The organism is Chitinophaga rhizosphaerae (assembly GCF_003958645.1).
Classification (GTDB): domain Bacteria; phylum Bacteroidota; class Bacteroidia; order Chitinophagales; family Chitinophagaceae; genus Chitinophaga; species Chitinophaga rhizosphaerae.
In genome coordinates this window covers 104,635-129,708 of sequence record NZ_RXLO01000001.1, presented here as the reverse complement: position 1 = coordinate 129,708, position 25,074 = coordinate 104,635, and the positions used below count along the sequence as shown (strand labels likewise).

General features: G+C 56.1%; 19 protein-coding genes. 7 read left to right on the top strand and 12 right to left on the bottom strand.

What is annotated here, in order from left to right:
* Positions 1-104: 104 nt before the first annotated feature.
* The 8 genes from EJ361_RS00525 to EJ361_RS00490 form a co-directional block, all read right to left on the bottom strand.
* On the bottom strand, positions 105-1,760 hold the full coding sequence (locus tag EJ361_RS00525; RefSeq protein ID WP_126243390.1) for a RagB/SusD family nutrient uptake outer membrane protein: 1,656 nt from the start codon (positions 1,758-1,760) through the stop codon (positions 105-107).
* Positions 1,761-1,787: 27 nt separating this feature from the next.
* The gene (locus EJ361_RS00520) at positions 1,788-4,805 is read right to left on the bottom strand and encodes a SusC/RagA family TonB-linked outer membrane protein (RefSeq protein WP_164714020.1); all 3,018 of its coding nucleotides are present in this window, start codon (positions 4,803-4,805) and stop codon (positions 1,788-1,790) included.
* Positions 4,806-5,223: 418 nt separating this feature from the next.
* Positions 5,224-6,300, bottom strand: coding sequence for a DUF4421 family protein (locus tag EJ361_RS00515; protein ID WP_126243388.1), 1,077 nt, complete (start codon positions 6,298-6,300; stop codon positions 5,224-5,226).
* A 46-nt stretch (positions 6,301-6,346) separates the two neighbouring features.
* A complete protein-coding gene (locus EJ361_RS00510; protein ID WP_126243387.1) occupies positions 6,347-8,092 on the bottom strand; it encodes a glycoside hydrolase family 9 protein in 1,746 nt (581 codons plus the stop codon).
* Between the two features lie 59 nt (positions 8,093-8,151).
* Positions 8,152-8,745: a GNAT family N-acetyltransferase gene (locus EJ361_RS00505; RefSeq protein ID WP_126243386.1), complete on the bottom strand. Its 594-nt coding sequence runs from the start codon at positions 8,743-8,745 to the stop codon at positions 8,152-8,154.
* Positions 8,732-9,103: a DUF7674 family protein gene (locus EJ361_RS00500; RefSeq protein WP_126243385.1), complete on the bottom strand. Its 372-nt coding sequence runs from the start codon at positions 9,101-9,103 to the stop codon at positions 8,732-8,734. The genes EJ361_RS00505 and EJ361_RS00500 overlap by 14 nt, the downstream gene beginning before the upstream one ends.
* A 2-nt stretch (positions 9,104-9,105) precedes the next feature.
* Positions 9,106-9,231 (bottom strand): hypothetical protein, encoded by a 126-nt coding sequence (locus EJ361_RS25955; RefSeq protein WP_262707043.1) that lies wholly within the window; start codon positions 9,229-9,231, stop codon positions 9,106-9,108.
* An 834-nt stretch (positions 9,232-10,065) separates the two neighbouring features.
* Positions 10,066-10,725 carry a helix-turn-helix transcriptional regulator gene (locus EJ361_RS00490; protein WP_126243383.1) on the bottom strand — a complete coding sequence of 220 codons (660 nt, stop codon included), beginning with the start codon at positions 10,723-10,725 and terminating at the stop codon, positions 10,066-10,068.
* Positions 10,726-10,947: 222 nt separating this feature from the next.
* On the opposite strand from EJ361_RS00490, the gene sufB reads away from it, so the two are divergent.
* Genes sufB through EJ361_RS00455 form a run of 7 tightly spaced genes read left to right on the top strand, consistent with a single transcriptional unit; the run spans position 10,948 to position 17,038 of the window.
* The gene (sufB, locus tag EJ361_RS00485; protein WP_126243382.1) at positions 10,948-12,393 is read left to right on the top strand and encodes a Fe-S cluster assembly protein SufB; all 1,446 of its coding nucleotides are present in this window, start codon (positions 10,948-10,950) and stop codon (positions 12,391-12,393) included.
* Positions 12,394-12,410: 17 nt separating this feature from the next.
* On the top strand, positions 12,411-13,178 hold the full coding sequence (gene sufC / locus EJ361_RS00480; RefSeq protein WP_126243381.1) for a Fe-S cluster assembly ATPase SufC: 768 nt from the start codon (positions 12,411-12,413) through the stop codon (positions 13,176-13,178).
* 3 nt (positions 13,179-13,181) lie between these two features.
* On the top strand, positions 13,182-14,489 hold the full coding sequence (gene sufD / locus EJ361_RS00475) for a Fe-S cluster assembly protein SufD (protein ID WP_126243380.1): 1,308 nt from the start codon (positions 13,182-13,184) through the stop codon (positions 14,487-14,489).
* A 27-nt stretch (positions 14,490-14,516) separates the two neighbouring features.
* Complete coding sequence (locus EJ361_RS00470) at positions 14,517-15,761, top strand: aminotransferase class V-fold PLP-dependent enzyme (RefSeq protein WP_126243379.1); 1,245 nt, start codon at positions 14,517-14,519, stop codon at positions 15,759-15,761.
* Between the two features lie 12 nt (positions 15,762-15,773).
* Positions 15,774-16,202, top strand: coding sequence for a SufE family protein (locus tag EJ361_RS00465; RefSeq protein ID WP_126243378.1), 429 nt, complete (start codon positions 15,774-15,776; stop codon positions 16,200-16,202).
* Between the two features lie 6 nt (positions 16,203-16,208).
* Positions 16,209-16,517, top strand: a complete 309-nt coding sequence (locus EJ361_RS00460; RefSeq protein WP_126243377.1) for an SUF system Fe-S cluster assembly protein — start codon at positions 16,209-16,211, stop codon at positions 16,515-16,517.
* A gap of 50 nt (positions 16,518-16,567) precedes the next feature.
* Complete coding sequence (locus tag EJ361_RS00455; protein ID WP_126243376.1) at positions 16,568-17,038, top strand: GAF domain-containing protein; 471 nt, start codon at positions 16,568-16,570, stop codon at positions 17,036-17,038.
* Between the two features lie 131 nt (positions 17,039-17,169).
* Here EJ361_RS00455 and EJ361_RS00450 read toward each other — a convergent pair whose 3' ends face one another.
* Genes EJ361_RS00450 through EJ361_RS00435 form a run of 4 tightly spaced genes read right to left on the bottom strand, consistent with a single transcriptional unit; the run spans position 17,170 to position 25,033 of the window.
* Complete coding sequence (locus EJ361_RS00450; RefSeq protein WP_240646506.1) at positions 17,170-18,885, bottom strand: alpha-L-arabinofuranosidase; 1,716 nt, start codon at positions 18,883-18,885, stop codon at positions 17,170-17,172.
* Between the two features lie 38 nt (positions 18,886-18,923).
* Positions 18,924-20,150 (bottom strand): glycan-binding surface protein, encoded by a 1,227-nt coding sequence (locus tag EJ361_RS00445; RefSeq protein ID WP_126243374.1) that lies wholly within the window; start codon positions 20,148-20,150, stop codon positions 18,924-18,926.
* Between the two features lie 19 nt (positions 20,151-20,169).
* Positions 20,170-21,816, bottom strand: a complete 1,647-nt coding sequence (locus EJ361_RS00440) for a RagB/SusD family nutrient uptake outer membrane protein (protein WP_126243373.1) — start codon at positions 21,814-21,816, stop codon at positions 20,170-20,172.
* Between the two features lie 19 nt (positions 21,817-21,835).
* Entirely contained in the window at positions 21,836-25,033 is a 3,198-nt protein-coding gene (locus tag EJ361_RS00435; protein ID WP_205686898.1) for a SusC/RagA family TonB-linked outer membrane protein, read from the bottom strand.
* Between the last annotated feature and the right edge of the window lie 41 nt (positions 25,034-25,074).

Here is a 25,074-nt window from a genome sequence, read left to right as displayed (position 1 = left end):
TTAAAAATCGTTTCCGGATGCGGGCATAGTTAAAGAAAGCAACCCTGACCGTAGAAACGGCAGGGTTCGATTAAAAAACTGTATGTATAACCAGTCAGCATACATCACTTGTATAAAGGATTTTGCGGCATCCCGGTGCGGTTGATCTCCGTCCGCGGGATGGGCAACAGGTAATGTTCCGGCTTAAAGGCGCGTTGCTCCAGCGTTTGGTACACGTATGTCCTGGCGCCGGTAGTTGCGTTGCGGGTAATGATCACCTGGCGGCAGGGCTTGTTTTCCGTCGTTTCCGCGATCTTCCAGCGGCGGACGTCGTAGTAACGGTGCCCCTCGAAGCAAAGCTCCACCTGCCGCTCGTTGCGGATCCGCGCCAGCAGCGCCGGACCGCTTTCCGTCAACGGCGCCGTGATACCCGCGCGCAGCCGGATTTTGTTCAGGTATTCCCGCGCCACGGCTTCGTGCCCCAGCTGGAATTCCGCTTCGGCGTAGTTGAGGTAAATCTCCCCGAGCCGCGATAAAATCCAGAAACGGTTCGTCTGCAGGTCGGTATTGAAATTGAACGTCGTATCCATGTATTTGCGGAAGGAGTAGCGTGTCAGGCTGTTGTTCCAGGCATCGTAACCCTGGTCGGAGTCGTAGCCGCCTTCATAGAACTGCGCTTCGTTGGTGGTACGGTCGCTGAAATAAGCCGCGTTCCCGGTTGGCCGCCCGTCGTGCACGATATCCGCATAAAACCGCGGATCGCGCCCTGCGTAAGGGTTCTGCGGATCGTAACCGGATTGCGCATCGGCAATGCTCTTCCCGTTGGCCATTCCGAACGCGTCCACCAAATCCTGCGTGGGCGTAAAAGCCGCCCAGCCATGATAGCCGTTGGGAAAGCACATCATTTCGATGCCGGTGAACGCATCCCATTGGTATTCCTTGTTCGACAGCCGCGCGCCGATGATCTCGCTGTTGTAAGTAGTGAACAGGTCTGCGTAATTGCCGGTATAGAGCGTAAACCCGGGCAAATCCATCACTCTTTTGGCCGCAGCGGAAGCCGCCGTCCATTTCGCCGCATCGTTGGAAGGGTTCCAGAGCGGGCTCGCCATATACAGCAGCAGCCTCGATTTCACTGCCAATGCCAGCGCAGCGTTCGCCCGGCCTTTGGGTTGATTGATCCCCGTCAGCATGGTTGCGGCCGCTTCCAGCTCGTCGCTCACGAACTTCGCGCATTCGTCGAACGTACTGCGGGGGACTTTGAAATCGGAAGACAGGCTGAAAGGCGTTTTCACGAGCGGAACGCCGCCATAGTCGCAGATCAGCTGGAAGTAAGCGTAAGCACGGAGGAACGTCACTTCCCCTTTGATCCGCTTGCGCGCGGCATCGTCGCCCGGCACCTGGTCGATGCGCGACAACAGGATATTGGCGTTCTGGATGTGCGAGTAATTCTTCGCCCAGATATCGAAACCGCCCGCATTGTCGGGCGAAAGCAGCCCTTTGTTGATCACGTTGCGGACACCGGCGTAGTTGAATTTATTGAAGCCTTCGTCAGACGCGGGCGACAGCAGGAAGCTCCGGTTGATGGAACTGCCCCAGTCGTACGTACAGGTAGGCAGGATGTTGTAGATGTTGTTGGCGAAAGCTTCCGCCAGTTTGATGTCTTTCCAGACGGATTCATCGGTATACGAATCCAGCGGCGCTTTGTCCAGCACTTTGGAGCACGCGGGCAGCAGGAAGTTGCCTGCACATAAACCCGCCAGCAGCAATATTCTCAGTTTCATGATAGGAAAGTTTGAAAGGTGAAAGCCTTAAAGCCCGACATTGAGCCCGAAGCGGAAAATCCTCGTTTGCGGATAATTGATACCGGTGGTGTTGTTCGTTTCCGGATCGACGCCGAATTTCTTCATTTTGTCGAACGACAGCAGGTTGTACCCGCTGGCATACAAACGCAGGGCATTCAGCCCGCTGCCGGCGAAGAACCTTGTGGGAACGGACCACGACAGCTCGAGGCTTTTCAGCCGCAGGAACGAAGCGTCGCGCAGCCAGAAGTCGGAATTGTTATAATAGGAAGCGTTGACGCTGTTGCTCGTGTGCGCGCGCGGGTATTCGCTTCCGGTGTTTTCCGGCGTCCAGCGGCCGTCGTACAGCCATTGCGGCGGTGCGATGAGGGAACCCTGCACCTGGGAGTTGATCATCTGCTTCGCTTTCGATTGGCCGGAAAGCAGCATATTCAGGCCGATGCCTTTGTAGTTAAGGCCGAGGTTCACGCCGTACACCACTTTCGGGGTGGCGGTCTCGTAAATGCGGATCTGGTCGTTGGCGGTGATGACGCCGTTTCCATCGATATCCTTGATGCGGATATCGCCGGGGCGGGCGCCAGGCAGGTGAACGGAACGGTCGATCTCGTCCTGCGAACGGTAAATGCCGTCAGACGCGTACAGCAGCCAGGAATCGATGGGATATCCTTCGGATTTCTGCCATTGCGGAACGGAAGCCGCCTCGTCGCGGAACAGCACTTTGCTTTTCGCGAAAGTACCGTTAACACCGGCCGAATACCGCAATTCTCCCGCATCGCCGGTATAAGTCAGGGCGAAGTCGACGCCCCGGTTCAACGATTTCCCGATATTTTCGGAAGGCAGCGCCATACCTGTAAACAGGGGGATCGATGCGTTGCGCTTGGCGAGAATATCCTTTCTCACATACCGGAAATAGTTGGCGGTAAACGTCAGGCGGTTGTCGAGCAACGTCGCGTCCACCCCGAAGTTTTTCGTATCCTGCTTCTCCCAGGTGATATTGGGATTGGGCGTGCTCGTGAGCGAAATGGCATTGTTCAATGCATAATCGTCGCCGAAGTAGGTATAGTAGTTTTTGTTCGTCACCAGCTGGTAGCGGGTCAGGAAGAGGTATTGCGCCACGGCGTCGCTGCCGAGCAGGCCCCACGACGCGCGGAGCTTCAGCTCATTGACAAAGGGCACGTTCTCCTTGAAAAACCGCTCTTCTGAAATCCTCCATCCTGCGATCACGGCCGGGAAAAGGCCCCAGCGGTTCTGCGTCGGGAAGTTGAAGGATCCGTTGTACCGCATCGTCACTTCCAGCAGGTATTTATTGTCGTACCCGTACTCTACCCTGCCCAGGTAACTCGCGCGGCCGTCTTGTGCCGACGAGCCCGTGGCATTCTGTCCATCGGTCGTGCCGGTAAAGATCTGGTCGATCTGGTCGCTCAGCAGGTTGCGGCGATAGGCGTAGGTGCCCCAGGAAGACGAGGTCGTGGATTCATATCCCGCGAACGCGCCGATCTTGTGGCGGCCGAAAGTGCGGTCATACGCCAGTTTGATGAATTGCGTGCTGCCGGAAAGCATGTCTTCGTTCTGCGCCACGCTGGCCGACGATACCGTGCTGGAGCGCTGGTTGGTGTAGGTGTTGGTAGACCGGTCGAACGCATATGCATCCCATGGCCGGTTGAAAACTTTCTGGTGACGGAGGTTCACGTCGTAAGACACGTATCCGCTGAGCGACAGTCCTTCCGTAACAAACGGCATTTTCAGGTCGAATCCCGCCTGCGGCGTCACTACGTAATTATTCACGCGGTTGTACCCCGGAGCGTCCGTTACGAGTATGGTGGGATTGCGGCCCGCCGCCACGCCCGCACTGGGAAGGCCGTTTTCCCAACGGGCGGGAATGAACGGGTAAAGCGAGCGCGTTTCGTGCAGGATGCTGCCCACGCTGTAAGTGGGATAACGCCGGTCTTCGTTGCGTGCGGCGATATCGAGGTTCACTTTGAGGTTGGAGGAAATCCGCGCATCGATGTTGGAGCGGATGTTGAACTGCCGGTACCGTTCGATGCTGTTGCGGAAGTTGCTGGACTGGTCCACATACTGGCCCGAGAAGTAATATTTCACGTTTTCGTTGCCACCGCTTACGCTGAGGGAATGCGAAGTTTGCGGTGCGTTTTTGCGGAAAACCTCGTCCAGCCAGTTGGTAGACGTATATCCGGGAACGTTACCCGCTTTGTACTTGTCAATCTCACCTTGGGCGTAGGTATTGGGGTTTACTTCATTGAAAAAGGTCATGTACTGCCAGGCGTTCACGATTTCGGGCTGGCGGGTGAGTTGCTGGTAGCCGAAATTGCCGTCGTACTGGATGGTCGGCTTGCCGGATTTGCCTCTTTTGGTGGTGACGAGGATGACGCCGTTGGCCGCCCTTACGCCGTAAATGGCCGCGGATGCGTCTTTGAGGACGGTCACGCTTTCAATGTCGTTGGGGTTGATGCGGTTGAAACTGCGGTCGGGGATGCCGTCTACGATAATCAGCGGACTGGTGCCGCCGCCGAAAGAGTTGAAGCCGCGGATCACGAGGGAGGCATCGTCTTCCCCGGGGCGCCCGGAGCGGTTATTGGCGATGACGCCCGGTACGCGGCCGGCGATGGCGTTGGATACGTTAGACGAGCCGCTCTGTACCAGCTCTGCGCCTCTTACGGAAGATACGGCGCCGGCAACGGAGGTCTTTTTCTGCGAACCGTAGCCGACTACCACTACTTCGCCGATGTCTTTGGAAGCCGGGACGAGCGTAATGCGGAGCGGGGCGCCGCTGCCGCCGGGGATTTCCCGAGTTTCGTAACCGGTGAAGGAAATAACGAGTACCGCGCCGGAGGAGACGCTGAGCTGAAATCGGCCGTCTTCGAGGCTGATAGCCCCGTTCGAGGTCCCTTTTTCCGCGATGGAAGCCCCGGGGACAGGCTCTCCCTTTTCATTCGCCACCTTACCGCTCACCTGGATTTTTTGCTGCGCCCAAACCGGGGAAACGATGGCGAGCATTATAGCCAGCACGAACATCGTTTTCCATAGGCACGTGGAAGTTCGGGAGCCTGCCCGCGAATGGCAGCTCCTGGAAAAATAAGCTTGCATAGATTTTACTTTTGGTTGTAGCTGTGGAATTTATTCATACCTGGAAATACGCAAACAACCTCAGCTGCTGTCGCAACTACGTGGAAGAAACTGTTTCATGGCAATAGTTTTGGTTGACCGTGCGGGAATAGCGCCGCAGGATACTACGTAAAGACTGTGTTATTCTAGTCTATTCTATTACAAATATAGGAAACGGTTTCATATGCGCAACTTTTTTCTCTTCAGGAAAAGATGGCAGGAATGGGATGCGCAAACGTTACCATCTCCACAACGGGCCATGGCAGTTGTTTTCGTAATTGAAATAAAATGCAGTTAAGTTGAAAAAACGTTGGAAAGGAGATTAATGCGCCCTCGCGCGGAGGCGCTCCAGCTTCCGCTCGTACATCTCCCTAAACCGGTCCATTGGCCGGGAAAGGAATTTCGGCGCACGGAAGCGGTATCCCACGAACACCCGGAAAATGAGCCGGCTGTCGCTGTTGATGACGGCGTTGTTTTCCTGCCGGGAAGCGTTGGAGATAACGTTCATATACGTTCCGGCGTATACCCGCTGACCGTTATACCCGATCCCCGCGCGGCCGTCTACCCGGAACGCCGGCGTATGACTATGATCGACGGCCGGCCCGCCGGGAAAGCGCGTCGTCAGTTTCGTGAAAATATATCCGGCCCCCGGCGTTACGCCCAGCGATGCATACCAGTACCGCCACACGAAAGTATGCTGGTAACCCGCGCCGAGTAACACTTCGAAATTGTTCGTCTTCTGCGTGGCCCCGCCCGGCGAAACCGGCACCGAACGGTCGTCTATGATATAATACCGGTATAGCAGCAGCGGAATGAAACTGCCTGCGCTCCTGCGCTGGCGCTCCGTTTGCGTAAGCACCGCGTTCACCGAAAACCGGGGATTGAAATTATAAGCCGTAATGCCTTGGAAGTTCCTGAACAGCAGGTCAGGGAACTGCAGGTACGGCATCCCCTCTTTCCAGCCGGGCACGTAATCCGCCGTATTTTCGAGGTAATACCCTTTGGTCCTGCTGTAACTGAATTCCTGTTGCCAGTGGCGGAAAGAGAAGCCCAGGGCCATTCCCCGCGCAGCCGTCTTCCCCATCGATGCTTCATCTCCGCTCCCCGGCAAAAACCGCGGCGCCACCTTGAAACCCACCGAGAGAAAGCGGTACGAAAAACCGAAATGCACCGCCGCACTGGCATTGGGCGCCAGCTCCAGGTCGCGGCCCGGGGTAAGCAGCGCCAGTGCTTCGAGATCTTCGCTGTATGTCGCTTTTACCGTGGCCAGATCCCCGATCTTTTCAATGTACGGACGCCCAACCGGCAGGGAGTCCCGGTGCGGGAGACTGTCGGCCGGGAAAAGGAAGACACCGGCCCAGGAGGCCATCCATCCCAGGCAAGTACTGGCTAAAGGCATGAGACTGAGGATTTAGATCGCAGACCGCAAAATAAGGAAGTTTATCTTATTCCTTCACATACCCCGCTTCCACTTTCAACGCTTCCAATGCGTTCACCAGGAATACCAGCGGCGCGTTCCAGTTGATGGTAATTTCGTTGCACGCATAGGCGGATTCGCTGTCTACGTAAGCTGTTTCCACTTCCCGGAACGGGTAACGGGCGCCGTCTTCCATCTTGCTATTCGGACCGCCTACCAGGAACCCCGGCACCGGGTCTGCGATCCCGTCGGCAACCGATGGCCGGTGATGCGGATGCATGGGCCGCTTTTCTCCGAAACCCGTCACGAAGCAATACCCCGTTGCGTTTCGGCCTAACAGGTAGTCGAGGTTGGAAAGGGCGTAATCGAGATATTTACGGTCTTTGGTGGCGAGGTAGGCGTACACCAGCGCAATCCCCTGCGTAGCGGCGTTCGCATTCCCGCCCCAGTTGAAATCGCCCGCCGTCTGCCCCATGACCGTCCCGAACGCGTTCTGTGCCGCACGGCCGGTCAACTCGTCCGCGAAGTGTACGATGGAAGCTTGCATTTCATCCTTCCGGCCGTTCTCCCCGGCGAAACGGAAAAGAGACCAGTCGCCCAGCATCCGCACGCTCCACCAGGACGGTAATTGCATCCCGTAATTTACCCGGGCAATCGGAAACCGGGCGCCTGATCCTCCCCATGCGAGCAACATTTCCGTAGCCGCCCAGCTCAACTCATCCTCCACGAACCGGTCGCCGTATTCCCCGGTCCGGATGCGAGGGGAAACAGCTTTATTGATAGCAGCCTGGCTGTATGATAAATTAGCGTTCCTCTCGTCGGCCGCCCATTTCCAGGCTTGCTCCGCAGCGTTCCGGCAACTGTCTGCCAGCCCCGGGAACGCCTGTTCGAATTTTCCGTACACACGATAAGCGATGGCCATCACCGCCGCGAAATCGCAGGTGGCGGCCGTGCTTTTCTGTACTACATACCTCGGTTGCGTGGTGGCACAGTGCGGCATAACCATTTTGTCGAATTCGGCGTTGGTACATTTGTGGTAAACGCCGCCGTCGTTGGGGTCTTGCATGGTCATCATCCAGCGCAAGTTGTACAGCGATTCGTCGAGGATATCGGGAACGCCGTTGCCGCTTTCGGGAATGTTGACGTTGAGCTGATCGAAATATGCGGGAAAACTTTCGTAGGCAGACAGCAGCATGTACATCGTAATGCCGGAGTTGACGATGTATTTGTTGTAGTCGCCGGCATCATACCAGCCGCCGGGCGAAGCGATCACCGTACCGGCCGGTCTTTTGCTGTCTGCGGCGGACGGATGGACCAGCACCCTTGTGTCCGGATGCCCGGCCGGGCGCGCCCATTTGCCGGCGTATTGCGCTTCCAATGGCATGGAAGCCCGCTGGAAATAAAACCCTTTCAACACCGCTACCGCCAGGTCGCGATAAGGCGCATCACCGACTTCGAAGGGGTACGAAGCCGCCATTCCCGGCACCCGCAGCACGAAGCGCCCTTTCTTGTCCAGATCGCTGAAATCAGCCATGCGCGTACGCGACGCCGAATAACGCGATATCTTTTCCGGCTGCAGCTCACCGCTGAATACCGTATCGCTCCCGTTGGGCGTGGTGATGAAAAAACGGCCGGAAGTAACAGGGCTCATGACCACCGCATGTTTGGGCCCGGCGGTATAAAAACCGGACTGGTTGAGGCGGACGGGATTTTCCTGCGCCGCGGCAAAAGCGCCGCTCAGCAAGGCTCCGGTTATACAGGCAGGGAACTTCATGAAATGTAGGATTTACTGCCTGAAGATACATAAATCCATTTCTGATGTTGCAACGATCGTTATGCGGGTCTTTCATTTTCTGCAGGATCGTACAGCAACGCGGTGCAGAGGCAAACGCGCCGTTCCTTCGCGCAGAGGATGCCGTGGTTGGCGCAGCTGCGGCAGCCTTCCCAGAAAGCTTCGTCCTGCGTAACCTCTGCAAAGGAAACCGGCCTGAAACCCAGTCTGCTGTTCAATTTCATCACCGCAGCGCTGGTAGTGATGGAGATGATCCCGGCATTAGGGTACAATTGCCGGCTCAGTTGGAAGACGGCCTGTTTCACGGCCGCGGCCACGCCCATGCCCCGGAGTTCCGGCCGCACGATGAGGCCGCTGTTGGATACGAACTTCCCTCCTTCCCAGGTTTCGATGTAGGCAAAGCCGGCCCATTCGCCATCGGCCGTCAGCGCCATGACCGCCTTCCCCTGTGCGATCTTGCCGCGGATCATTTCCGGTGTACGGCCTGCAATACCCGTTCCGCGGGCATTTGCGGCAGTACTGATGGTGTCGGCGATAAGGGTGGCGAAGCGCGCGTCTGCCAGTGTGGCGGTGCGCACTTCAACGACGACGGGAGGTTCCGCTTCCGGGGTAGACAATAAATTATGAGCGTGCATGATCTTCCGGGTTAAGATGTTCACGGATGAAAAGATGGTACAGCGGCGCGGGCACGAGCGAAAACAGCCGGATGCGGCCGGCCTGTCCGCCGACCTCCGCATGGGAGATCCCCGGAACGATGATCTTTTCCACCGCATCGCGGACGCGCTGGTTGCCGCGTTCGTACAGCCTTCCGGCTACGCGGAGGCATTTCTCCAGCGTAGGGATGTTCTGATCGCGCCATTGGCGGAGCATGTAGTCGCGGAGGCATTCCATCGTCTCATACAAATGAAAGATGGCGGGGAATTGACGCAAGGGTTTGTGCAGCTCCGGCAACGCGTCTTCTATCAGCGCCGGAACTTCGTAAGTATTCAGCATGGTTAATGGGTAAGTTGAATGACGATCTGGATGAGGACCGACAGGGCAAACGAACCCGCGATCACATAATACATCCACTTGTTCTTCGGCGGAGGCACCGGTTTGCGGTAAGCGCGATGTGTAGGCATAATCCAATTTTCGGACAGTATGCCAAAGCAAATGCCGGATGCGCGTCAACTATTAATCAAATTGAAAATGAATGACTTACGAACTTTCAGTAAAATATCCTGCACCCAAAACCATGCAAAAACGGAAAACGCACTACCGAAACTGAAGCTTTCGTGCTGGCGTAAAAGCTAGGGGCGCAATGAATTATTCCATATATTTAGTTCACGGTTACAATCGCCGTTAACCCGAAATCATGAACATGAAAAAAATCTCGCTTTCCCTGACCATCATTGCCACTTTATTAGTCGTGATCAGCGCCGCTTTCAAAATCAATCACTGAAATAACGCGGACATTATGTCGCGGATCGGCAGCTTCGCTATGCCCGTGATGCTGATTGCTTTCACCATCTTTGTTTTCTGCCTGGCAAAGGAAAAACTCGCCGCGGCGAAAAACCACCGTTAATTGCTGATGTTCGGTAAATTATTGCAGATCTTCAAAAAGAGAGGAGCCGGGATACCAGTCGAGGAACCCGTACCGGCCCACTGGAAGGAACTATTCGTTCATCCGGACGCGTGCACCATCGCAACCGGCACTGCTATCCGCGACACTTCCGACACGCCCAGGTCGTTTGACACCACTACTCCGTACATGGAAACCGTGCGACAGGCCTATATTCGTTGCGAAGCGCAGGTGCAAGGAAAAACGCATCGTTTTATGAGCGTGCATTGAATATCGACCCGCAAGCCCTTCATATGCACCTGTTGCAACAGGCACGCATACGCATTTGGTACTATCCTGCCCTAACGGACAACCATCGTTTCGATCTTTCTTTCCTTTCTGAATAATAATGGAATTATCCGGCAATGGGTGTGGCCGGGGTAATGCGGTATGCGCAATGGCGCGCGCCTTCGAGCACATGGTCCAGCCGCTCGATGGTCCCCCATTCCCGGAAAATCTCCTGGAATGTCTGCAATTCCACCTTGCAGATGTCGTGGCAGGCGGTAGCCGCGGCACAAATGGGGCAATGATTCTCTATCATGACAAAACAGCCGTCGCCTTCCCGGCGGTATTCGGCCAGGTAGCCGTCGCGCGAGCGGAGCTCCGCGAACTTGCGGACTTTAGCCTCCAGCCCTTCTTCCTCTTTTAATTCGTCGTAATACCTTAACAACACTTTATATTCCCGGGCGGAAATCACATTATTAAGGGCTTCAACACCTAATACATCACGAATTGTGTCTATAAGTTGAACGGTAAGTTCGGCGTGGGTATCGGGGAACCGGCGGTTCCCCTTGTCGGAAATGCTCCAAACGAGCGACGGGCGGCCCACTCCGCGGGAGATGGACTCGAACAGCACCCAACCTTCTTCGGCCAGCTTCTGGAGATGTTGCCGGGCGCCTTCCGCCGTAATGCCCAGCTCTACGGAAACAGCCCCGGTCGTGAGGGGACCTTTCGTTTTGAGCAGCAGTAACAGCCGGTCGGCGGAAGAGGTATGATGTGCCTTATAATTATCCAAGTTTTTACTTGCTTTATTCGCAAATATCGTAACTTTGTCGGGATTTCAAGCAAATAAATTAGCGGGAAGGTTTGAAAATAGGCCAGTGATGAGGATTACCGCTTTCAGGACGCTATCTTTGCACTTGGTAAAGGCGGGGAAGGTCGCAGGTTCGAATCCTGCCATCCCGACGGCCCCGCAAAGTTAATTCGAAATAACTGATTAGTAGAGTATATAATTATTATGAGCGCAGAACAAGACATATTACAGGAACTGGCAGGCCGTGAGTACGAGTTCGGGTTTGAGACGCAGATCGAAATGGATATTGCGCCCCCGGGCCTCAACGAGGACATCATCCGCTTCATTTCCGCCAAGAAGCAGGAGCCGGAATGGCTGCTGGAGTGGCGGCTGAAGGGGTTCCAGCTTTTCCAGAAACTGACTATGCCCAACTGGCAGAATTTCAAATTGCCGGAAGTTGACTTCCAGGCGGTTTCCTATTATGCCGCACCGAAGAACAAGGTGAAATACAACAGCCTCGACGAGGTAGACCCCGAACTGCTCCGCACCTTCGAAAAGCTCGGCATCCCGCTGGAAGAACAGAAGATGCTGTCGGGCGTAGCGGTAGACGCGGTATTCGATTCCATTTCAGTGGCTACCACCTTCAAAGCGCAGCTCCATGAGCTGGGGATCATTTTCTGCTCCTTCGGCGAAGCCGTTCAGGAACATCCCGAGCTGGTGAAGAAGTACCTCGGCACGGTGGTTCCCCAATCCGACAATATCTACGCCGCACTGAACTCCGCCGTTTTCTCCGACGGATCGTTCGTATATATTCCCAAAGGCGTTCGCTGCCCCATGGAACTGTCTACCTATTTCCGCATCAACGCGAAAAATACCGGCCAGTTCGAGCGCACGCTCATCATCGCCGACGATAGCTCCTACGTAAGCTACCTCGAAGGCTGTACCGCTCCCATGCGCGACGAGAACCAGCTGCACGCAGCCGTGGTGGAACTCATCGCCCTGGACCATGCGGAAATCAAATATTCTACCGTTCAGAACTGGTATCCCGGCGATAAAGACGGGAAAGGCGGTATCTACAACTTCGTGACCAAACGCGGGATCTGCAAGGGCAAAAGCTCCAAGATCTCCTGGACGCAAGTGGAAACCGGCTCCGCCATCACCTGGAAATACCCCGGCGTTATCCTGCAGGGCGATAATTCCATCGGAGAGTTCTATTCCGTGGCCGTTACCGCCAACAAACAGGTGGCCGATACGGGTACCAAGATGGTCCACATCGGGAAAAACACCAAAAGCCGCATCATTTCGAAGGGAATTTCCGCCGGCCACGGCCACAATACCTACCGCGGCCTGGTGAAGGTAGGCCCCAACGCCACCAACGCCCGCAACTTTACCCAGTGCGATTCGCTGCTGATCGGCGACCGTTGCGGCGCGCATACCTTCCCCTACATCGAGTCGAAAAACAACACGGCGATGGTAGAGCACGAAGCCACCACGTCCAAGATCGGGGAAGACCAGGTGTTTTACCTGAACCAACGCGGGATCGACAATGAACAGGCCGTGAACATGATCGTGAACGGGTACGCAAAAGAAGTATTGAACCAGCTGCCCATGGAATTTGCCGTGGAAGCGCAAAAATTATTATCCATCACGCTGGAAGGCAGTGTAGGATAACCTATAAACACAAAGAGATGCTAGATATCAAGAACCTGCATGCTGCAGTAGAAGGAAATGCTATTCTGAAAGGCATTAATCTGACCGTGAAACCGGGTGAAGTGCACGCCATCATGGGCCCCAACGGCTCCGGCAAATCTTCCCTCGCCTCCGTGCTCGCCGGTCGTGAATCTTATGAAGTGACCGACGGCTCGGTAGACTTCCTGGGCAAAGACCTGCTGGACATGAGCCCCGAAGTGCGCGCACGCGAAGGGCTGTTCCTCGCCTTCCAGTACCCGGTAGAAATTCCCGGGGTTTCCAACATCAACTTCCTCAAAACGGCCGTTAACGAGATCCGCGCCTACCACGGCGAACCTCCCATGCAGGCCAAAGCTTTCCTGGATATGCTGAAAAGCAAACAGAAGCTCATGGAATTCGATGCCAACCTCATGAACCGCTCCCTGAACGAAGGTTTCTCCGGCGGTGAGAAGAAACGCAACGACATCTTCCAGATGGCCATGCTCGAGCCCAAGCTCGCGATCATGGACGAAACCGATTCCGGACTGGATATCGACGCCCTCCGCATCGTATCTGCCGGTGTCAACAAACTGCGCAACAAAGACAACGCCTTCATCATCATCACCCACTACCAGCGCCTGCTGGAATACATCGTTCCCGACTTTGTACACGTGCTCTACAACGGCCGCATCGTGAAATCCGGCACCAAGGAACTGGCGCTGGAACTGGAAGAAAAAGGCTACGACTGGCTGAAAGAAGACATCCGTTTAGAAGAACCTGTACAATAACTCATGACGACTGCAACTAAAAATATATCATTCAACGAGGCATTGCCCGCGCTTTTCGGCGCGCAGTTTTCCACGGGTGGCTGGTTCACCGGCCGGGAAGCGGCATTGAAGCAGTTCCTCGCCCTCGGCGGCATCCCGACGGTAAAAGTGGAAGACTGGAAATACACCAATGTAGTGCCGTTTTTCAAGAACGACATCCAGGTTACCCTGCCGGAAGTTCCGGAAGTGACGGCCGCGCAGCTCGAAGCCACCGGCCTGCTCCTCCCCGACACTTACCGCCTCGTGCTCGTAAACGGCGTATTGCAACCTCATCTCTCCCAACTGCCGCCCGCCACACAGGCGACCGTGAGCAAGTTGAGCGAAGCCGGTTCGCAACCCGCCGTGGAACGCTATTTCCACCAAAGCCCCAAGATCGCCGGGTTTCATTTCGCGCAACTGAACGCCGCCCTTTTCAATGACGGCCTGTTCATCGAAGTGAAAGCCAAAGCCCAGGTAGAACAACCCATCCAGGTGGTACATCTCTACCTCGCCGATCAGCCCCGCCTCTTCAATCCCCGCCACCTCGTGGTAGTGAACGAAGGCGCTTCGGTGCAGATCGTGGAATCGGCCGCAGGTATCGGTCTTACCGATAACGTGGTGATCAACAGCGTTACAGAATCCATCGTTTCGGAACGCGCCCAACTGAGCCAATACCAGTTACAGACCGGCGGCAGCCAACTCCGTTTCATCAACCAGAACCTGGTGGAACAAAAAGGCAAAAGCCTCTATAACAACTATACTTTCACCCTCACCGATTCCGACTTCGTCCGCAATAATCTCAACATTTCGCTGAACGAGGAAAGGACCGAAACGCACATGTACGGCTTCTATATCGCAGCCGGCAGCCAGCTGATCGACAACCACACGTCTGTCGACCACCGCATGCCCCACTGCGAAAGCAACGAACTGTACCGCGGCGTGCTGATGGACAAGGCCACCGGCGTGTTCAACGGAAAGATCTATGTGCATGAAGATGCGCAGAAAACCAACGCTTTCCAGCAGAACAACAACCTGGTGATCAGTCCTGACGCAGCGATCTACACCAAACCGCAGCTGGAAATTTTCGCGGACGACGTGAAATGCAGCCACGGTTGTACGATCGGCCAGGTGAGCGACGACGCGCTGTTTTACCTGCGCGCCCGCGGCATCGGCGAAGCGGAAGCCCGCAACCTGCTGGTGAAAGCGTTCGCGTTCGATATCACCGCCAAGGTGACCATCCCGGCTGTGCGCAAACAGGTAGAGCAAATCGCATCGCAATACCTGCACGCCTAGCCTTCACCCTTAAAACCCGGAAGGACCATGGAAACAGCGACTGCACAAGATATCATATGGCCGGAAGTGGAGCTGATCAGGAATGAATTCCCCATCCTCCAGCAAACCGTGAACGGGCGGCCCCTCGTGTATTTGGACAATGGTGCCACCACGCAGAAGCCCGTTTCGGTGATCCGTTCCATGCAGGAATATTACACCCAATATAACAGCAACGTGCACCGCGGGGTGCACACGCTGAGCCAGCAGGCGACAACGGCCTACGAAGCCGCCCGCCACGCCGTGGCCGCTTTCATTGGCGCCCATCATCACGAAGTGGTGTTCACCAAGGGTACGACAGACGCCATCAACCTGGTGGCTGCCGGTTTCCGGAAAACCATCCTCAAAGAGGGCGACGAGATCATCATTTCCGCCATGGAGCACCACTCCAACATCGTTCCCTGGCAGCTCGCCTGCGAGGAGAAAGGCGCGAAACTGAAGGTGGTCCCCATTTCCGACAAGGGCGAGCTGGACATGGACGCTTTCCGCTCCATGCTCAACCCGCGCGTGAAACTGGTTTCCATCACCTGGATTTCCAATACCCTCGGCACGGTAAATCCCGTCCACGATATCATCGCCCTCGCACACGAACAAGGCATCCCCGTGATGCTCGACGCCGCGCAGGCCGCTGCACATACGCCTATCAAGGTGCATGAGCTGGATGTGGACTTCCTGGCGCTGTCGGGCCATAAACTGTTTGGCCCCACCGGCATCGGCATTCTTTTCGGAAAGGAAAGCTGGCTGGAACAACTGCCTCCCTATCAAGGCGGCGGCGACATGATCAAACATGTTACTTTCGAAAAAACGACTTACGCCGACGTTCCCCTGAAATTCGAAGCCGGGACGCCCGCCATCTGTGAAGCCATCGGCCTCGGCGCAGCTGTAGCCTGGGTGAACAGGATCGGTATCCATAAAATCCAGGCATACGAACATCAGCTCACGGAATACGCCGTAGCCGCGCTCAAGCAGATCGAAGGCCTCCGTTTCATCGGGGAAGCCAGGCATCGCAGCGGCGCCATATCGTTCCTCGTGGGCGATACGCACCCCTCTGATGTAGGCGTTTTGCTCGATCAGCAGGGCATTGCGGTGCGGACGGGCCACCATTGCACACAGCCCTTGTGCGACCGCTTCGGCATCCCCGGAACGGTACGCGCATCGCTCGCTGTCTATAACACGACAGCCGATATCGACCGGCTGGTGGAAGGTGTGCGGAAAGCCGTAACTTTGCTGGGATAAATTTAGAACGACATGACTATCAAAGAGCAACAGGACAGGATCATCGAGGATTTCGAAGTGTTTGGCGACTGGATGGAGAAATACGAGTACATCATTCAGTTGGGCAAAGACCTGCCGCTCATTGACCCGAAATACAAGACAGACGACAACCTCATCCGCGGATGCCAGAGCAAGGTTTGGCTGCAAGCGGAACTGCAGGACGGGAAGCTGGTCTTTACGGCCGACAGCGACGCCGTGATCACCAAGGGGCTCGTGAGCCTCGTGATCCAGGTGCTGAGCGGGCATGCGCCGAAAGACATCGCAGAAGCGGAAATCTATTGCATCGATGCCATCGGTTTGACCAGTCACCTCTCCCCGACCCGTTCCAACGGGCTGCTGTCCATGCTCAAACAGATGAAGCTGTACGCCGTCGCATTTCAGGCTAAATCAATGCAAAACTGACGCACTATGGAAATAACGATGAGAGACCAGGTGGAGGAAGCATTGCGCACGGTATACGATCCCGAGATCCCCGTGAACATTTTCGACCTGGGCCTGGTTTACCAGATTGAAGTGAAAGACGAAGGCAAGGTGCTCGTCATCATGACCCTCACCGCTCCCGGATGCCCCGTTGCGGGGTCCATCATGGAAGAGGTGAACCAGAAAGTTTCCGCGATCCCGGGCGTTACGGATGCGGATGTTCGCCTCACTTTCGACCCACCGTGGACGAAAGACATGATGAGTGAAGAAGCCAAACTCGAACTTGGATTTTTGTAAAACATTTGAAAGACGCCCTGCAAAGAGGCGTCTTTTTTAATACTACACATATGGCAGAAGACTTACAGATCATTCAGGGCACGAAAGCCGAGCAATACGAAGCCCTCCTCCCCCAAATCAAAGCGTTGATCACAGGTGAGCCCGATCTTACGGCCAACCTGGCCAATATTTCCGCGGCGCTGAAAGAGCAGTTCGGATGGCTCTGGGTGGGTTTTTACCTGGTGAAAGACGGGGAACTGGTGCTGGGGCCTTTCCAGGGGCCGGTAGCGTGTACGCGTATACGTAAGGGTCGCGGCGTGTGCGGAGCGGCGTGGGAACGTGCGGAGACGCTGGTAGTCCCTGATGTGGAAGCGTTCCCCGGGCACATTGCCTGCAGCAGTCTTTCCCGCTCGGAGATCGTTGTACCGCTATTGGTGAATGGAGATGTGAGGGGCGTTTTGGATGTGGACAGTGTGGATCTGGATACTTTCGATGAAACGGATAAACGTTACCTGGAGGAAATTGTGGGTTGGGTTTATTAATTCCCGACTGATTTCTTACTGCAACCCTGTTCGTCTCCTATCCATTGAATATCAAACTGACCTACCACCACAAAAAACGCCGCTGAAAACAGCGGCGTATATGATTACATAACACGTAGCATCGAGTTGTACTACTGACGCTCAACCACGATGAATACCACTGACATCGGTGGCAACGTAAACCGAAGCCCATCCTTCGTTTTGGCGGACCAGGCCTTCACGCTCCCCGAATCGTCCGGCCCACCGGCAACGCCCGTTGGCCCGTTTCCGTTCACAAATACCTTTCTTGAAAAATGACTTACCCCATCGCCGCCCGTCAGCTCGTACCAATAATAGCGCGCGCCGGCCCGGAAGTTTTTCAGGTCTACAGCCACCGTCTGCGTGGCTGCCGCCCGGTTCACGATAACCAGGCCGGCGTGGCCGCTGCTGAAAGTGGAAGCATAAGCATTGATGTTGTGATTGTTTGCCGGCAGCTGCGTTTCCACCAACCGGTTGCCCATGCATTGCTGGAAATAGTACAGGTAGAAAAACGCCGGCCGCGCATTCCATTTGGTTTCGCCGGAAGCCGGTTCCCCCTGGCTGAAAAGCCCGTGGTCATTACCGTTTTCCCAGGCATTGGCGAGGTCCCACCGGCAAGCCATCCCAAATCCGTTCCGCAACAATTCTCCCACCACCAACACCGCATGCATCCCCGCCACCTGCGACACCATCTGTTGTGAACCCACCGCGAAAATGTTCCATTCCGTCAAAGCCACCGGTTTCTGGGGCGCACCATTGCGTTGGACGGTCGTTCTCAAGTGTTCCATCATCGCTTTGGAAACGGCTTCCGCGGAAGCCAGCACTTCGGGCGGATTGGAATTCGTATTGTACGGCGTGTAATAGCTATGCACGATGTAGTAATCGGCCGTGGCGCCCGCTTCCTTTAACACCCCTTCATTCCAGTTTTTGTCTGTAGCCGTGGCCCAGGTGGGCGGATCGTGCTCCAGCAGCTGCGCGCCGATGTAAATCGTATGGCCGATGGAAGCCGCCGCTTTCCGCATGGAATCAGCAAACACACGCCAGTGGCGGCCGTACAATTCGCCGGTAATGATGGCAGGTTGTCCGTCGTGGTTGGTGGCGGGGTTGATACGGTATCCGGCCTGCCAGGTGCCGTTGCTTTCGTTCCCGATCTCCCAGTACCGCGTACGCCCTTTATCATACCGTACCCATTCCGCCGCGAGGTGCGCCGCCGCCGCCACAGGATCGGCGCCGGTTCCGTACCGCGCGTATCCGTAGTTGATGGTGATCACGCCTTCATTGCCGGTTTGCTGCAGCATGGCGTAATAATTGGCCGTGCTCATCGTCCAGCCGTCGGCATTACCGCCGAACCAGTAGCCCGCGGGCTTCGTGGTACCGTCTGCATCCGCGAGCTGAGGCGGCGCATCGGCCGGCGCGTGGCCGGGGGCGGCGTTCCAGAAAAAGATGCTGCTGATGTTCCCGCCGGGAAACCGCACCAGGCCCGGGCGAAGCAGCCGCAATTGTTGCAGCAGCTTCGGTTCCGTCACCATCTGCGTCATGTAAATATTCGCGTTGTTGCCCAACATCGTGGGCGGGATTTTGGTGAGGATTTTGGACACGTCGGCCGAAACAACGACCGAACCGTTAGCCGGCGGCGCCTTCTCGATGAAAGCCGGCGCCGTGAAAGCTTTCTCCTTCCAGCCATCCATAAAAAATCCGATAGTTGCCGCCGTGGGCGGGTCTTTCGGCGACGCCACCGGACCGGTAGTATCTCCGCCGTCGCCACCGCCGCCATTGTTGACACGGTCGCCCGACTTTTTGTTGCAGCCGATTGACGTGCAAACTATCATGCTCCATAAACAGATCCCTCTTACCGTATTTTTCATTCCTATTTAATCTTGACGATCCTGAAATTGTCGAATGCTGCGTTAAAAACTTCGATGGGTTTGTCTTCCGACACCATCCTGAAAGTAAATGCCACTTTCCCCCCGGCGGCCACCAGCTCACCCATCGACGCTGCGTTGGCGCCGGTGCCTTCCACCCCGTCTGCCATGGTCTTGAATGCCGAAAGTTGCACGGTTACGGTGGTCCAGGTATTTTCGGTATGGAAAGAATTGCCGGGCAGGGAGCTCCAGGGCTTCCAGCGCACCGCGAAATTCTCGCCGAACCGCAGTACGCAGACTGCCGTGGTCCACGGTTCCTTTGTATTGACTTCGAACTTCAGCGCGTAATCGGACGCCTGTTTGGTGCGGATAGCGTCGGTGAACAAAACGGTTTCGTTGAAATTGCCGGATCGTCCCCCATCCCACCAGGCGCCGTTGTTCTCGCCAACGCCGCCGAAAACGCAATTGAGGTAGAAGCCCCGCGTACCGGGGAATTTGGTGGCGTCGTTGATGCGGTCTGCTCCCCACCAGGCCCAATTTAAACGGGGCGCTTCTCCCGCCTCTCCATCGTCTGTAAGGTTGCTGATCACGTCGCCGCTCTGGTGATCGTTCAACGGCCCGTCGGATACGGCCGTCCCGTACTTGGCCACTACCGACAACCGGCCCGTATCCGCTCCCAGGTCAGGCAGTACGAACCCGACGCGCGTACCTTCCGGATTGGCGTTGAATTGCGTTACTTCGCGGTTCCCCGGCAAGGTGATCTTATTGATCAGCCACAGGCTCGAACCGAATATGAGCACCGAATCCCCCGGCAATGCGTTTTCATTGCTAATCCGGGCGATTGCCGGCGGAGGGATTTCCAATGTGAATTTGAACACCGCATCGCCACGGTCCGTCCTGATCCGGAGCTCGTTCGGCACATTCCGGTCGGTGGCCTCCGTCGTAGCGTTTTCCGGAATATTGATGATGATATGCGTATTCGTATTGTATGCCTGGTTGAAATACGAATCGAAATTATTGAACAGGACCTGCGTTGCGCCCTGTAGGTTTTCGCCGGTGATCAGAATGAGCGCACCAGGCAAAGCGCGCACGAATGCACTGTCCATTTTTGAGGAATCGAGCAGCGACACGCGGTGGATGACCGGCGGGCCCGAGGGACCGTCGTCTTTGGTACAGGCGGCCAGCAGCGCGATCATCAGGCCAGCCAGCAGCAATCGGATATTTTGCATCATGAGTTTCGTTTTTGGTGGATCAGAACTTGAAAGGAACGGGAGGTTTCCGGAGATTCGGGGCGGCCGACAATTCTACCGCCGGAATGGGCAGGAAAAAGTTGCCCGCCGTTACGGGATATTTGGCCACCTCGTCTGACGTGATCTGCCAGGAAGTGGCGTTGAGCTCCGAATTGGGGACTATGCGATAGGTACCGCGGTCCTGGTCTTTGATCATATTCAGCACTTTTGCGGGCGCATAGTAGTACATGCGTACCAGATCATACCAGGCCTGCCCTTCCATGGCCAGTTCCAGCCTGCGCTCGCGGTAAATATCGTCTGCTGTGATCACCGTTTTTTCACCCACGTTCGCTCTTTTCCGGAGGGCGTTGAAATACTGGAGCGCCAGCGCTTCACTCTTGGAAGCCCCATTGCCCAGCGCCGCTTCGGCGTACACGAGGTACACATCCGCCAGCCGCAACATATAGGTATTGATTTCCGTATGTTGCTGCGTCACTTTGCCGTCGTTATCTTCCGGCCGGCCTACGACGTATTTCTTCACCCAGGCCCTTGTATTGTACCTTTCCGTGCCCACCCATCTCCAGGGCACCTGCAATTCCTGGATGAGCTTTTTACCGGGATTGGCGGGATCGTCTACCGCCTGGTGGATGTAGGAATAATGTGCGCCGGGCAGCATGAACGTAGCTTTCAGCCGTTTATCGTTCGGGGAATAGAGCCGCAGTTGGTCGAGCGAAGCGCCCAGATCGCTGCCCCATCCGTCTCCGAAGCCGGTGATCTCCGAACCGAAAGCCAGGAACGCCTGCACGCTGTTTTGCGTGCCCCAGTCACCGTCGTATTTCCATTGCAGCGCAAAGAGGCTTTCGGAATTGTTGTTGTTCTTCGTGAGGAAGAGATCTTCGTAATTGGCCATCAATCGCGCGCCGCTGTTGGCGATAACGTCTTGTGCGAGGGCTTTCGCCTTGTTGAGGTCGTCGGCGTTGCGCTGCCCGTTCCCGGCGAGGCCCGCGCGGGTGAGGTAACTTTTCGCGAGCATTCCCTTGGCCGCCCATTTCGTCACGCGGCCTTTCTGGGCGGGAGTTGCGGGCAGATTGTCTGCCGCGAACTGGAACTCCCGGATAATGAATTCCCAGATGCTTTCCACGGTATTCCTTGCCACGGAGGTGTCTGTCAACAGGGTATTGTTATCCGTGATCACCGGCACCGGCCCCCAGTTCTGTACGAGGTAATAATAAGCCATCGCCCGCATGAACTTCCCTTCCGCGATCCCCATCTGCTTCACGGTTTCCGGGACACTGGGCGCCGTATACTTCGTGACGTTGTAGATCACCATGTTGGATTGCGCCACCACATTGAAAAAGGCCGTCCAGGAACTATACACTTCCGGCGTTACGTCGGTCGTCTGCATGCGGATGTTCTCCACCTGGTACGAGCCAGACATGAGGACGCCCGCCCGCCCGTCACCGATCCCGTGCGAAGCCTTGTCGTTATAAGCGAACCATACCACGTTGTAAAGCGGCGCCGTTCCCGCCAGCACCTGGTCTGCCGTCTGGTAAAAATTCACGTCCACGATGGCGTCTTCCGGCGGACGGTTCAAAAAATCCTTGCTGCACGACGCCAGGAGCGCGCCGCAGCCGAGGAGGAGCATATATTTGAAAATGTGTTGTTTCATGATTCGGAATTTTTGGTGCTTAAAAATCAACCGCCACGGCTGCGTTATACATACGGGTGAGCGGATACCGGCCTGCGTCTACGGCGATCAGCTGGCTGTTGAGCTGCACTTCCTTGCCAAGGTATGCTCCCACTTCAGGATCGAAACCGGAATACTTCGTGAACGTATGCAGGTTCTGCGCCCCGATCGAAAAGCGGACGGAACGCACCACCCGCTGGCGGCTCAGCCATTCCGACGGGAGCACATAACCCAGCGTCACGTTTTTGATGCGGATGTAGGAACCATCTTCCACAAATAAATTGGTGAAACGGTTGCCGTTCCCGTTCACATCCGTGCCCACGATGCGCGGTACGGAAGTTCCGGGGTTCGACAGTACATCTTTCCCGCTGCCGTCCTGCACGATGCGCGCATAATCGAACGCTTCCGACATAAGGTTGCGGCCCAGGTTGATGTTGTTGGGATTGGAATTGCTGTAACGGACATAATTGTAGATATCGTTCCCGGATGCGCCCGTCAACAGAATGCTCAGATCAAATCCCTTCCACGAAAACGAATTGGTTAACCCGAACGTGAGCTTGGGCCAAGGGTTGCCGATGAAGGTCTGGTCGCGGGAGTCGATTTTCTTGTCGCCGTTGAGGTCTTTGTATTTGATATCGCCGACCCACACGCCGCCGTCTTTCTGGATGGGCAGCGGCGATCCGTCGGATTGCGTGGGGATGGGGCTTTTATGGATTTCATCCTCCGACTGGAAAACCCCTTCCGCCACATACCCCCAGAACATCCACGGTGCCTGTCCGAGCGACGAGCGCGCCGTGAAATTGTTCATATACCATGCGCTCCTGCTGAGAAAAGCCGCGTCGGAATAGAACTTCGTGATTTTCGTCCTGAAAGACGAGATATTGAAATTGGTTTTCCAGGTGAAGTTGTTCCGGTTGATGTTGGTTGTGTTCAGCGTGACCCCGAACCCTTTGTTTTCCATCGACCCGATGTTGACGATAGGCGCGCTGATGGCCCCTTCTCCCTGGGTGCCCATATAGGCGGGCAGCGGGTTGGGCATGAGCAGGTTGTCGGTTTTGCGGACGTAATAATCCGCTTCGATCTGGATCCTGTCTTTCAGCAGCCCGATATTCAGGCCGATGTTTTTCGTTTCGGTGGATTCCCACTTCAGGTCGGCGTTTCCGTATTGCCCCGTGCGGAAACCTGCGCCCCATGGGGTTGTTACGGACGACAGCGAGCTGAACTGCGCGCCGCCGCTGCCGCTGTTGCCGGTAGTTCCCCATTCCGCACGGAGCTTCAGGTCGCTGATCACCGGCACGGCCTGCATGAAGGGCTCGCGCGAAATCCGCCAGGCCGCGGATGCCGAGGGGAAGTAGCCCCAGCGGTTGTTGGCGCCGAAGTTCGAAGAACCGTCTGCCCGGCCCGCCACTTGCAGGATGTATTTTTCGTCGTAGGTATAAATCACACGGCCGAGCCAGGACTCCAGCGCGCCGGATCCCTTAAAGCCGCCCGTGGTCTGCCCCTGCGCGTCTCCGAGGTTGATGGACGGGATTTCGTTGCTGGCAAATCCCACGCGGGTGATGCTGTAGCCTTCATTGTTCCATGCCTGGGCTTCATGGCTCGCCATGGCGTTGATGGCGTGCTTGCCGATATTCGTATTGTATTGCAACAGTTCGTTGAGGTTCCAGTAAAAATTGCGGTTATTCTGGACAGACATGCTCGCTTTTTCGTTGACGTTGAAACCCAGCCGGTAAGTGGGCGTGAACTTCACGCCATCGAAGTATTCGAAGTTGCCGTTGAAGCTCGTGCGGAACGTCAGTCCTTTGATGATGTTCACTTCTGCCGAAAGGCCGCCCATCCCGCCGGTCCTTTTCAGGTTGTTGCTGATGAGGTTGGCGATGGCCACGGGGTTGAGGGGCGCATATCGCGCGTTCGTCCCGAATTCATTTTCCGTAGCGCCGCCCCAGCTGCCGTCCGGGTTCTTCACGGGCACGTTGGGCGCGAGGTTGATGGCGTTGCGGATCACGTCTTCGCTGGTAGACGATAACTTTTCCTTCGTCTGGTAAAAATTGACGCTGGTGTTGAGCGTCAGCCATTTGAAAAGTTTGTTATCCATATTCAGCCGGAAACTGTACCGTTTGAAGTCGGACCCTACGGCCACGCCATCCTGGTCGAAATATTCCCCCGAGAGGTAGTAACCGGTGCGCTCCGTGCCGCCGCTCACCGTGAGCTGATGGCGCTGCAGGGGCGCGGTTTTGAACAGTTCTTTCTGCCAGCGGGTACCGTCTCCCAACACCGAAGGGTTGGCGAATTCCGGGGTGGGCGTCCGGCCCAGCAGTGCGGCGATTTCGTTGTTCATGATCGCATACTGCCGGAGGTTGAGCGTTGCCACTTCCGTAGGTTTGTCTTGCAGCGTATACATATAATTATAGCCTACTTTCATCTGCCCCTGCCTGCCCCGGCGGGTGGTTACGAGCACCACGCCGTTGGTGGCGCGGGAACCGTAGATCGCCGTGGCAGACGGCCCCTGCAAGATTTCCATGGACTCGATATCATTGGAGTTGATCCCCGCCAGCGGGTTCATCGAGCTCGTATTGCCGTAAGACACGGTAGCCGGCTGGATCTGCACCCCATCGATCACGTACAGCGGCTCGTTGGTGCCGCTGAGCGTATTCACCCCGCGGATCACGACCGATACGCCGCCGCCCGGCTGACCGGAGTTCTGCGTCACATAAACGCCCGCAGCGCGGCCCTGTAGCGCCTGATCGATGGTGGTATTGACCGTTCGCCCGATGTCTGCGGCGGAAACGGATACCTGGGCGCTGCTCTGGTCGGTCTTCTTCATCTTCCCATATCCCACTACCACTACATCGTCCAGTGTTTTGCTGTCGGTTTGGAGGGAAACGTTGTAGGTTGAAGCGCTGCCGATGCGGATTTCCTGCGACGTCATCCCGATGAATGAGACCAGGAGGATGTCTCCCGTTTTCGCGGAGATGGAAAAGCGGCCTTCGTTATTGGCCGCCACGCCCTGCGTAGTGCCCTTGATGGCCACCGTTGCACCGGGTATGGGTTGCCGCGAAGCGCGGTCGGTGACCATGCCGGTGATGGTACGTTTTTGGTCCGGGGGATTTTGGGCAAGTACCGTTACCTGGGTCAGCCATAGGCAGAGGAACATCCACCAGGCCGGGCTCGGCTTGCCCGCTAAACTGATTTTTTTCATACGTAGAATGTTAATAAGTGGAATGAAATGCGCGTTTGATT